Origin of the sequence: Lacihabitans lacunae, assembly GCF_042649125.1 — a bacterium.
GTDB classification, from domain to species: Bacteria; Bacteroidota; Bacteroidia; order Cytophagales; family Spirosomataceae; genus Leadbetterella; species Leadbetterella lacunae.
This window is the reverse complement of sequence record NZ_JBHRYQ010000001.1, coordinates 633,521-645,674: the sequence shown is the minus strand read 5'-3', so window position 1 is coordinate 645,674 and position 12,154 is coordinate 633,521. Positions and strand designations below refer to the sequence as shown.

Below are 12,154 nucleotides of genomic sequence, written 5' to 3'. Positions count from 1 at the left end.
TATTATCCTAATAAAAAACAAAAACCATTTCAAAATAGATTCTCGTCTCATATGAAAAACTCATTTGATTTCAAAAAACTCATTCCAAGCCTTATTGCAATTGTAATTTTCTTGGGCATCACTTTTATCTATTTCAGCCCAGTATTAAGTGGAAAGACTTTATCAATGCATGACATCAACATGGCCTCAGGAGGAGCAAAAGAATTGCAGGACTATCATGAAAAGACGGGAGAATGGGTGTACTGGACAAACTCGATGTTTGGAGGAATGCCTAGTTTTATGATTGTAGGTGACTATCCTTACAGTTTGTCCTCTAAAATTGGGCAATTTTTCACAAATGCATTACCAGCACCAGCCAATGTAATCTTCTTGCTAATGGTTGGCTTTTACATTTTAATGGTAAGTTTAAAAAAATCAAATGCAGTGGCAATAATTGCCTCTATAGCCTATGCTTTCGGAACTTATAATTTTTTATATACTGAAGCTGGTCATATTTCTAAAATCCTTGCATTGGCTTACTGTCCAGCATTATTGGCCGGTTTTGTTTATATTTTTAGAGGAAAATATTTATTGGGAGCTTTTTTAACGGCTTTGTTTTTTGGATTAGAATTATATGCCAACCACCTTCAAATTACCTATTACTTTGCCTTTATTTTGATAGCATATACTGCATATGAAGGAATTAAATTGATTCAAAAAAGAGAACTCTCGAAACTTGGGAAGGTAGTTGGTGCATTAGCGATAAGTGTTTTGATAGGAATTGGAATGAACGGGATGAGACTTTGGAATAACCTATCTTATTCAGCTGAAACCACCAGAGGCAAATCAGAACTTAAAACCTCAAGTGCTGGTACTTCTGGCTTAGACCGCGACTATGCATTTGGTTGGAGTTATGGTATTGACGAGTCATTTAACCTACTGTTTCCGGATATTATGGGAGGCGGATCGTCGGGTTCTTTGGGTGTAGACTCAGATACCTACAAAACATTAACAAGTGGCGGAGTAGATGCAGGAATGGCTCAGCAATTTATTGGACAGTTACCACTCTACCATGGAAATCAGTCATTCACTACGGGGCCTTCTTATTCTGGTATTATTGTAATATTCTTGTTTATATTAGGTCTGTTCTTAATAAAAAGCAAATTTAAATGGGTAACATTTGGTTTGACATTATTCTTTTTGATGTTATCATGGGGTTCTAATTTCCCATCGATAAATAATATCATCTACGATAATTTGCCTGGATATAATAAGTTTAGAGCAGTTACAATGACACTTACTATTGTACATTTCTTATTAGTTTTTGGTGCTGCAAATACGCTAAGTGAACTTTTCGATAAGAAATTCAATTGGGAAGAATTAAAGAAAAGTGTATTTTATTCACTAGGAACTATTGTAGCCTTAGCTGTGGTTGGATATTTCTCAGTAAGTTTTTCAGGAGCAAACGATGCTTCATTTAAAGAAAGTCTAACTCAATCTTTAGGAGGTGATTTTTCTGCTAGAGTTTTAAATGCACTTGTTTCTGACAGAGAGTCAATGGCCATTAAAGATATTCAAAGAGGTTTAATTTTGGTTCTATTGTGTATTGGTTTGATTTATTTATTTTCAAAACAAAAAATCAAACATATTTTCTTAGTTGCAGGAATCGCATTATTACTAGTTTTTGATATGTTTGGGGTTAACAAAAGGTACTTCAACAACGATGACTTTATGAATAAAAATCAAGCTCAAGTTGTTTTTGAGCCAACTGCAGCTGACTTAGAAATTTTGAAAGATACGGACCCAAACTATAAAGTAGTTAACTTAACCACAGGGTTCTGGTCAGATGCTCGAGACTCATATTTCCACAAGTCAATTGGTGGTTATCATGGGGCCAAACTCAAGAAAATACAAGAACTTTATGACTATCAAATGACAAAAGATGGTAAAATCAATTTGCCTATTTTGAATATGCTAAATACAAAATATTTGATAGTAAATGGACCTGATAACAAGCCAATGGCTCAGAGAAACCCTGATGCTTTAGGTCATGCTTGGTTTGTTGATTCATTGGTTTCGGTGCCTAATGCTGATGTTGAAATAGAATTAATAGGAAAAATTAACCCTAAAAACACAGCGGTAGCCCAAGAAAACCAAAAATTAAGCAACAAAGTTTTCGCTAAAGATTCTGCTAATAAAATAGTTTTGAGCAGCTATAAACCAAATGAGTTAGTTTACGAAACAAATACAACCTCAGACCAATTTGCCGTATTTTCTGAAATCTACTATCGTGGAAACATCGATTGGATTTCAACTATTGACGGACAAACCGTTGATCACCAAAAAGTAGATTATACACTAAGAGGAATACAAATACCAAAAGGAAAACATGAGGTCAAATTTGTATTTAAACCTAAATCAGTAGAGATTGGAGGTAAAATAGATTTAGCAGCGTCTATCGGGTTGGTTTTGTTAGGTTTAATAGTACTAATTGTAAATATTAAAAAATGAATTTAACGGATAAAAATTTCTGGATTAAATATTGGGAAAACAAAACAAATCTTAATATTAAAGTTAAACCTAACTATATTCTATCTGAAATCTTAAAAAAAATAACTTCTAAAAATAAAGTTAAAACGGCAATTGAGTTGGGAGGTTATCCTGGATATTATGCTATTTACTTAAAAAAATACCTAAACATTGAATCTACTTTATTAGATTATGTAGTTATAAAAAAACAAATAGAGTCCTTATTGAAGATAAATGAACTGAATGTAAATTCTGTAAAATTAATAGAAGCTGATTTATTTAATTATGATATAAAAACCAAATATGATTTAGTGCTTTCAGTGGGATTAATAGAGCATTTCGAAAATACTTCTGAAATAATAAAAATGCATACTGATTTTTTAAATGAGAAAGGTGTTCTCTTTATTAATATTCCAAATTTCAAAGGATTAAACGGCCTAATACAAAAATATTTTGATTTGGAAAATTATAAAAAGCACAATATTGATTGCATGAATATTGAAAAATTACATAGCATTTGTGAGCAACTTGGTTTGAAAAATATCGAAGTTCGTTATTATGGCTCATTTATGATTTGGTTAGAAAATTTTGATGAAAAATCATTTTTTTTTAAAAAAGCATTCAACATAATTTGGCTGTTTTTTAAAGTTATATTCAAACTAATCCCAATTGAGACTAGATTTTTTTCGCCTTATATTAATATAACAGCAACAAAATGAAAATTGCTTTGATAAATATTGATGATAACTTAGGTGGTGCTTCTATTGCCTCAATTAGACTGTTAAATTCGCTTAAAAAATATACTAATTTAGACGTTTCACTATTTGTACAAAATAAAACTTTAGACAACTCCAATATCATCCAAATAAAACAAGGAAATAATTACAAATTAAAGAATAAACTACGTTTTATTGTCGAAAGACTTTTTTTTTTAAAATATGAAAAAGAGAAAAAAATACGTTTTTTATTTTCACCCGCTATTATTGGAATTGACTTAACAAAAAAAATAAACCTTCTTGAATATGATTTAATCCATCTTCATTGGATAAATTTTGGTTTTTTATCATTAAATAATTTAGAGAAAATATTTGAATTAAATAAACCGATTGTTTGGACACTTCATGACATGTGGCCGTTTACAGGTGGTTGCCATTACAGTGGAACATGTGAAAATTTTAAAACTAACTGTGGTAATTGTGAACCATTTTTGCGTAATCATTTTAAAAATGACTTATCAAATAAAATATTTCTAAAAAAACAAAAAATTTATAAAGACAAAAATATTTATTTTGTAGGGTGTAGTAAATGGATAAGCAATTTAGCTAAATCAAGTAATTTATTACCTAAAAGGCATATATTTAATATTCCTAACCCAATCAATAATGGTGTGTTTAAGAAACTAAATAGAGAACGACTTCGTGAAAAATATAATTTAAATCCTGATAAAAATTATATCTTATTTTTAGCAATGAACACTGAAGATGAGCGTAAAGGTTTCAAATATTTTATTGATTCAATATTTTTATTAAGAAATATTAATATTGAATTTGAAATTTTAGTTGTAGGCAAAATAAATTCTCCTTTGTTAAAGACATCAATTAACCTACCAAAAACAATCAGTGAAGATATATTATGTGAATATTATAACCTTGCGGATGTATTCATCGCACCCTCACTTCAAGATAACTTACCTAATACAATCGTTGAATCTCTCTCTTGTGGAACTCCAGTAGTTAGTTTCAATATAGGTGGGATCCCAGAAATAATAGATCATTTAGAAACAGGATACTTAGCAAAATATAAAGATTCTAAAGATATGGCAGAGGGTATTAAATGGTGTTTTGAAAATTCCACCAATGACCTACGCGAAAAATGTATAAAGATTTCAATTGAAAAGTTTAACGAGAGTAAAGTAGCTTTGAAATACCAAAGCCTATATAATGACATTATCAATGATAATAAATTACAAGCTTAGGCCTTTTCAAACTATTCGATTCTTCACTTGAAGTCAAACAAGTAATTTTATATGGTTCCTCAATTTTATGTCTAATTTGAAATCCATAGTTCCCATTCAAAATCATTTCATTCACTAGATTTGTAACTGGTATGTCAATATAATCCTGTGTTTGATTTATAGCTGCCGGTATTTCAACTGAAATACTTGAATCAAATCCTGGTTGATTTGACCAATTAATACTATTCTCGTTCCAAGCACTTAAATTCCGATAAATCATTAAACTATTATTGCCAACTGTGTGGCCAGGAAAAAAATAATTAAATGTCTCTACTAATGTTTGACTAAAATAAAAATTGACAAACGCGGAATCTATTATAGCGTTTATAGGTAGGCTTGTTAAAGGAAACTCTATAAAAACTCTTTTAATATTAATATCTCCACTTTGAGTCCAACAATAAGGATCTACAAATGCATTATTTCCACTATTAAGAAATGGATTATTCATCGTCACATCAGCATCCTTACCATCTATAGGTCCGGGCTGAATAGTTAAAACTTTTTTCTCTACCTCTGGAATTAAGGACATGCAGTTTTTAATTTCTGCCATAAAAACTTCATTTTGGCCGACTTCAAAACCTGGTTTTAATAAAATCGAATTACCAGCTGCGAATGAGGTATTTGATGATAAATTAGATGTACTTTCAATATAATTTTGTGCAAAATAAATACCGGAATTCAAATTGATATTGTTTAATTCTAATAGAGTTGGACAAATATTATATACTATTTTTGAAAAGAAACCAACTCCTCCATCGTCATTTGATGCTAAAACTGAAATCCCGTCACTATCATATAAGTTCAAATAGGTATCAATATTAAATTCACCTAATGAAATGGTTTCTATATTAAGTAACCCTCCTACTTGATCTACTTTTAGTCTATAATTTCCGATAGAGGTTTTATTTAAAAACTTTACTTCAATAAAGAAATCTTTATTTTTAATTTTAATTTTAAACCAATCTACATCTTCTGCCCTATGAAAACACATTTGATTACTTACAAAAGGAAGAGAGGTAATGGAGGTAGATGTAGAGTAAATATTGTTTGGTTCATAGCTGTCACAAGGTACATTTATATTAATATTTGCCACACCAGAGGATGTACCTACTCCACAAAAATTAGAAACATTGCTTAATTCATAAGATGTATTATCTGGAGGACTTACACTTAATATAAATGGAGAATTTTGCGAAGAATATGCTACATTATTTATTTCAAAATTAAATGGACCAGAACCTGTAAAGGTCACAGCCAAATTTGTGCTTGAGCCATATGTTATTGTAGAAGAACCCGATATAGCTGCGGAAATAGCCTCACAAGCGATAACTGAAATTGTTGTTTTACTGTTTAAAGAAGAAACACCACAAGAATTTGCAACGTTACTTAATATGTACTCAGTAGATTCAGAAGGACTAACAGAAATAACATGATTAGGAATAGAACTTGAATAATTAACACCATTAATAGTGTATGTCCATGGACCTTTACCTTCCAATGAAATATTTAAATCTACACTTTGACCATTATAAGTAGTATTTCTTACTGCCGAAATATTACCTTTTGGATTACAAAATACTTTTGACAAATCTGATTCATTTGTTAAAAGATAAAAAACAAATTCTGTTTCTGCTCCAGAAGCTAAATTAGGCTCAAAAAAAGTAATGGATTGGGCTACATCACCATTGAGGTTGCCTGAAATGATAGCACCGCCTTGACCTTCAAAATATTGTTTTGGAGTCAAATCCCATGGCAATGAGAAAGCACCTTTCGAACGATAATCTTCACTATAATACCCTAGGTAAATTCCGGCTGTAGTGCCTTTCGAGGTTAGTAAAGTATAATCGAAACTGGAAGCATTTGCTTGCTTAACTATAGCATTGTTGGTATCATAGGTGCCATATATAGTATATTCTTGATCTGGATCAGACATCTTAGAATAATATACAGGGACAGTATTTGAACTCATATTCTTAACTTTAATGGTGAACTTTAAGAAAGTTTCAGAAACATCAAACTCAATTTTTTGGGTTATTTTAAAATTGCCCTCAACTTCACCTTGCCAATTAGCCACATAACCAAATGAATTCGTATTTAAGGAAACATTATCTCCTTGTATTTCAAATAATCCATTATTAATATTCGAATAAACAGAATTTCCGAATTGAATTTTAAAACCCTCATACCTAGTACCTGGTAAAAAATAATCACCTGACCTGCTTGGTGTACCTACATTCCACCCATCTTTACCATTGTCTGTTATTATTGAAATTTTGCCATAATTCACAAAATCGTTCGGAGTATTAGTAATTGTACCAAAAGTCCCGTTTGTAGTTATACCTGCTTCTAAATATTGACCCTTAAAAAAGAATTCATTTGTACCAATGTAATTGGCATCAATTGAATTTGATGTGTTTTTTTTAGAGTCATTAGAATAAATTATTTCTTTTTGGTTTGTTTGAGCATTTGCAGAAAGAGCGAAAATCAAAATGCATATAATATTAGATGCGTGGAACTTAAAGTTGTTCATATATTGTACTTATTTGCTGCAAAAATAAATAAAAAAAGTGTAAGATAAATTTCAATCACATCTTATTTAATACCGTATCTTAAAAAATTAATAACTTTTCTGAAATAGCTAGTTTTAAATGTTTTTCGGAAAAACTCTTCTGTTTTATTATCCTGATTAACAACATCTATAAAAGGTGGAATTCCTAAAAACAAATCAGTATCATACCTTTTGGTTCTAGTTTTAAAATTTGTACCAGACCCATCTGTTCCAATATTTTTAACTTTAGAATATTTAGGTACAACACAGTACCTTTTATTTAAAAAGTGATAAAAAGTCCATCTAATTGCCCAGGAATTTATTAACCCTTTTTTCTGTTTTTGAATCATTGCCCAAAGATCCTCTCCACCAATTTTAAACTCATAAATTTCCTTTTTGTTTTTTACAAATTTATTATAACCACTCATATCCCAATCTACCTCTTTCCATCTATTTTTCCATGTTCCCCATCCCCAAGAAGATGCTCTTTTCGTAAAAAAATAAGAATGTTCAAGATTGTGTAACTCCAAACCAAAAGAATATCCTGAAACTGATCCAACCTTTTTTTCATTTTGATAAAAATCTAAGGCATTATTCATAAAAGTTAAAAAGTCGGCACTTACCAAAAGGTCATCTTCCAACACAATCACTTTATCATGTAAATTAATAACCTTGCTTACACCTTCTATTACGGACTTGGCCAGTCCTTTATTTTCTTCCGAAAATTCCAAAATTATATCAGCAAACCCACTAACTTTGCGTAGATAATCTCGAACCTCGTTTATTTTTTCGATTTCAAAATCTGTTTTTGCACCATCTGAAAAAGCATACAATACCGACGACTTGGCCAACGGATTTTTTAACAAAGACGCTATAGTTTGTTTTAAGTGATCGGGGCGGTTATAGGCAAAAACTAATATTGGGGCTAACAAATCTCGAGTGTTTAAATGTTTTCAAAATTATCAAATTAAAAGGCTTAAGCAAAGCACTAAGAGCTATATTTAACAAAAGGAAATATTTATGAGTATCATAAAAAGACAAACTATATTAGGCACGATATTTTCTTATGTTGGTGTTTTTGTAGGCATTCTTACTCAAGCTATTCTTTTTACCAAATACTTAGAAACCCAAGAAGCTGGATTGTTTGCCATGATTTTCAACTGGGCCATGATTTTCATATTCATCGCAAATTTGGGATTTAACAGTGCCGGCACCAAGTTTTTCGACCTTTTTAGAGATGCTAAAAAAAGCCATAACGGATATCTTTTTAGTGGACTACTCTTTTTAAGTATTGGTTCATCGCTGGTTTTTGTCATCATGTTTTTGTTCAAAGATCAAATTTTGAGTAGTGCAGTAGGCGGCAATGTCTTGTTTGAAAAATACTATTATTACATATTCCCTGTCACTATATCCATAGCCTTATTTAATATTTTTGACAACTACGCCAAAGGCCTATACGATACAGTAATGGGCAATTTCCTGAGTCAATTTCTTCAAAGGTTTTTGATATTCCTTGCTGTATTATTCTTTATATTAGGATTTTACAATTTCGAAAACCTGGTAATTCTCTGGACATTGGCCTTGGCACTACCCACGGTTTTTATGTTTATTCACATAATCAGATTAGGCAATTTCTCATTAAACTATTCTGACTATTTATTTAAATCTAAATTCTTAACTGAGTTTTTCCGCTTTGCGGGTTATAGCATTGTTACGGGCTTATCCTCTATCGTTATCACTAAACTCGATAGCTTATTTGTTTACGAATATTTGGGATTAAAAAACATCGCCGTTTATAACTTCTGTTTGCTTTTTGGAAGCGTAATGACAATATCTTATAATGTAAATCTAAAAGCCTCAACGTCGATTGTTTTAGATGCCATGGCGGTAAATGATTTAGAAAAAGTCAGAACAATATTTTTAAAAAGTAGCTTAACCCAATTGGTATTTGGTACAATATTGTTAGCTGTAGTTTGGATAAACATTGACGATCTGCTTTCTTTCATAAAACCAGAATACAGTGCCGGAAAATACATTATTTTAATAATTGGAATAGCAAAGCTATATGACTTGGCATCTGGAATTAATTCCTTGATTTTGGTTTATTCTAAATATTACAAAATAGATTCATTTATAGTTTTGACTTTTATAGGCTTCTTGTTTTTACTAAATCACTTGTTGATTCCTATCTATGGATTAATTGGAGCAGGTTTGGCGGCATTAATTGCAACCTTTTATTATAACAGTATACGAAATCTACTGATTTATAAACTTTTCAAAATACATCCTTATAGCATTAAAATAGTTTGGATCTTATTAACAGGCCTTATATGCACTTATATTGGCATATATTTACCTCGAGTTTCAGATGGCTTTATAGGTTCTGCAGTAACTATTGTATACAAATCGCTAGTAACGGGAATTTTGTATATGGTGGTAATTTACAAATTAAAAATATCGCTTGACTTAAACCAAATAATAAACCAAAGCTTTGTTTTCCTTAAGAAAGTATTAAAGCTTTCTTAATACAAAAATCCCACATCCCATTTTACAACCACCATTTGATTTGATGAGTTCATCGCTTAAAGTGGCATCAACATGTAGTTTATCTGAATCGTCAATGTATGAAAAAGTCAAAATCTCGTATTTGTTTTTAAATAGCTCAAGTAAATAAGATATACTGAAAATTCGGTGAGCATTAAATGCTAATGTGTCAGGACCGATTTGCGTTGAAAAGTAGAATATGCCATCTTTTTTAAGCAATTGATACATACTTTCTAGGCCTTTTAAATGGCCGTCTATGTCTATTGGGTCATTATATCTACCTAAGCCAAAATGCTCAATCGTGTGTAAACAAGAAAGGGAATCTGTACATTCTTTCAAAGATTCGATTGGATTCATTAAATCGGCTTGAACAAAAGATACATTTTGAATATTCTCCGGCAAAGGCCTAATATCAAAAACCTCTACAGCCCTAAAACTTGCCACGTGAGCTATAAAACCATCTATTCGAGAACCAATATCAACATGTCTGTGCGGGTTGGCTTTAAAAATCAGATTTGCTACATAAAGATCTTGATAAAAATATTGTCCACGAGCTTTTCCACTTTGATCTTGTTTATCTAGTAAAATTGGATAATACTTAAACTTCCAATTTGGATATTTAGCAGAAAACGTGCCTTTAATCTTTCTTAAATCTTTAAAAAAACCGGGAGCTCCTTTAAGATTCCCTGTAAGTTGACTTGGGTAAAACCCAAAATACGCCAAAACAAACTTTAATATTTTACTCATACGTTAATTAATTCTTTTTCTTTACCAATTAATTTTGCTGTGACCGCAAAACTACTCTTTACATTACAAATTATCTTATAACACCTAGCCAAATTATAAATATCCACTATTCCACCAAAAATACCAGCTTCTGAATCACGGTTTAAAGGTGCATCTTGCGTGATAATTCTGGATTTATAAATATTAAGAAATTCAGCCTTAACTACTGCATCATCAGTGGCCAAATAAAATTTCACGTTTTGATTCTCAGCTATACACTTCCGCATCTCTACATGATAGTTATCAAGCGAACTTTCTTTAATTATATCTACATGATCCGTTCTTCTGATGTGAACGCCAATGCTTCCTTCGGGAATCTGAAAGGAAGTTATTTTAGCTTCTAACTCCTTATTTAATTTAAAATTATCAAAACCTGAAAATGGATAAAATTCATAGCAAGTAGCTATTAAAACACTTTTTGATGAGGATATTTGCTCTATTAAAGTTTCGGAAGAAAGACTTTGAACATCAGAATCAAATAGTATTTTATCAAAAAAAATACCCAATATGAATCTATACAATTTAGGATATTGATTAATATAAATATGCTTTACGAATTTCAGGAATACTTTATACCGGAAGCCTCTTAACAGTTTAAAATCAAAAGATGCATGTTCAAAAATTCTAAAAAAATCAGCGTTAAGTTCTGCCTTTTTTAACCAAACTAGTGTGGTTTCTGCATTTATATCTTTACTTAAATAAAATGCAGAATTAAGCACCCTCATTCTGTTTCCAAGCCCACCAAAAGGCACCACACTTATTTTTACTTTTTTACTCAACGTCTTTCAGCTAAAAAATTAGAATAAGAAAATATCTCCAGACGCTCATTATATTCAGAAATCAACTCAAGTCCATCGGCCAATATTCTGTAAATGATAAAATCTTGATTTAGTAATTCAAAGAAATCTTTCACGAATATGCGAACGGGTATTTGTGTACCGCCGAATTCAAATTGAATAAAGTTCATTTTGTTATTTTTGAGCATCTCCTTTGCCCCTAATAAAACTTCGGTTTCAAATCCTTCTACATCTATTTTTAGAAAATCAATTTTCGATATTTGATTATTTTCACAAAAAGAATCTAAAGTCTGAATTTCAACTACCTCTACCTTGTTCTCTATTCCTTTTATATCTCTATTTACTGCAGATCCTAGTGTATTTCCATTTGGGTCCGAAAAGAATTTTATCTGCTCATTTTTTGAGCCCAGACCAATGTTTTCTAAGCTTACATTCTGATTTTTTATATTTTTTACCAAAATCTCAAAGGTCAGCTTTGCGGGTTCAAAAGCAAATACTTGGCAATTTGGACCAAAAACGTTTACTAAGTTTTGAGTATATTCACCTATGTTAGCACCTACATCAAAAAGTACAGGATTGGTGATTCCTTGTAGCTTTGACTTGACGTACGCCATCGTCTGAGTTTCGCCACTTCCAACTATTCCATAATTTAGTCCTTTCAACGAAAAACTATATAATTTACGAAATAAGGGCTGAAAACTTTTCTTGCCGTATATTTTTTGAAAAAGTCCGTTTATTAAACTATCGAGCATGAAATAAATATTATGGAAAATATGTCCGCTTACTTAATTGAAAGAAATTAAGAGGTAAAACAAAGTTATAAAATTAGAATATTACTACTACAAAACCATTACCTTTTACGAAATTAAATATTACTACCAAATTCATTTTTAGGTTTTAAATTGTTAAAATTTGAAATGCTTATATTTTTTTGCAACTTTAAGACAAAAACCAAAA

Annotated in this window: 9 protein-coding genes; 4 read left to right on the top strand and 5 right to left on the bottom strand. The window is 30.8% G+C overall.

Going from position 1 to position 12,154, the window contains the following annotated elements; all coding sequences use genetic code 11:
• Window positions 1–51: 51 nt before the first annotated feature.
• The 3 genes from ACFOOI_RS02725 to ACFOOI_RS02715 are packed head-to-tail and all read left to right on the top strand — an operon-like array spanning window position 52 to window position 4,483.
• Complete coding sequence (locus ACFOOI_RS02725) at window positions 52–2,490, top strand: YfhO family protein (RefSeq protein ID WP_379834764.1); 2,439 nt, start codon at window positions 52–54, stop codon at window positions 2,488–2,490.
• Window positions 2,487–3,227: a class I SAM-dependent methyltransferase gene (locus ACFOOI_RS02720; protein ID WP_379834762.1), complete on the top strand. Its 741-nt coding sequence runs from the start codon at window positions 2,487–2,489 to the stop codon at window positions 3,225–3,227. The genes ACFOOI_RS02725 and ACFOOI_RS02720 overlap by 4 nt, the downstream gene beginning before the upstream one ends.
• A complete protein-coding gene (locus ACFOOI_RS02715; protein ID WP_379834760.1) occupies window positions 3,224–4,483 on the top strand; it encodes a glycosyltransferase in 1,260 nt (419 codons plus the stop codon). Before ACFOOI_RS02720 ends, ACFOOI_RS02715 begins: the two co-directional genes overlap by 4 nt.
• Here the strand turns inward: ACFOOI_RS02715 and ACFOOI_RS02710 are convergent.
• Together ACFOOI_RS02710 and ACFOOI_RS02705 are read right to left on the bottom strand one after the other, a co-directional pair.
• Window positions 4,458–7,052, bottom strand: a complete 2,595-nt coding sequence (locus ACFOOI_RS02710; RefSeq protein ID WP_379834758.1) for a DNRLRE domain-containing protein — start codon at window positions 7,050–7,052, stop codon at window positions 4,458–4,460. The two genes, ACFOOI_RS02715 and ACFOOI_RS02710, sit on opposite strands and share 26 nt — an antisense overlap.
• A 62-nt stretch (window positions 7,053–7,114) precedes the next feature.
• The gene (locus tag ACFOOI_RS02705; protein WP_379834756.1) at window positions 7,115–8,002 is read right to left on the bottom strand and encodes a glycosyltransferase; all 888 of its coding nucleotides are present in this window, start codon (window positions 8,000–8,002) and stop codon (window positions 7,115–7,117) included.
• A gap of 88 nt (window positions 8,003–8,090) precedes the next feature.
• On the opposite strand from ACFOOI_RS02705, the gene ACFOOI_RS02700 reads away from it, so the two are divergent.
• Window positions 8,091–9,596 carry an oligosaccharide flippase family protein gene (locus tag ACFOOI_RS02700; protein ID WP_379834754.1) on the top strand — a complete coding sequence of 502 codons (1,506 nt, stop codon included), beginning with the start codon at window positions 8,091–8,093 and terminating at the stop codon, window positions 9,594–9,596.
• Here the strand turns inward: ACFOOI_RS02700 and ACFOOI_RS02695 are convergent.
• From ACFOOI_RS02695 to ACFOOI_RS02685, 3 genes are read right to left on the bottom strand one after another with little or no spacing between them, the layout of a single operon-like run.
• Window positions 9,582–10,361, bottom strand: coding sequence for a DUF268 domain-containing protein (locus ACFOOI_RS02695; protein ID WP_379834752.1), 780 nt, complete (start codon window positions 10,359–10,361; stop codon window positions 9,582–9,584). The two genes, ACFOOI_RS02700 and ACFOOI_RS02695, sit on opposite strands and share 15 nt — an antisense overlap.
• Complete coding sequence (locus ACFOOI_RS02690) at window positions 10,358–11,179, bottom strand: hypothetical protein (RefSeq protein WP_379834750.1); 822 nt, start codon at window positions 11,177–11,179, stop codon at window positions 10,358–10,360. Before ACFOOI_RS02690 ends, ACFOOI_RS02695 begins: the two co-directional genes overlap by 4 nt.
• Window positions 11,176–11,949 carry an FkbM family methyltransferase gene (locus tag ACFOOI_RS02685; protein ID WP_379834748.1) on the bottom strand — a complete coding sequence of 258 codons (774 nt, stop codon included), beginning with the start codon at window positions 11,947–11,949 and terminating at the stop codon, window positions 11,176–11,178. Before ACFOOI_RS02685 ends, ACFOOI_RS02690 begins: the two co-directional genes overlap by 4 nt.
• Between the last annotated feature and the right edge of the window lie 205 nt (window positions 11,950–12,154).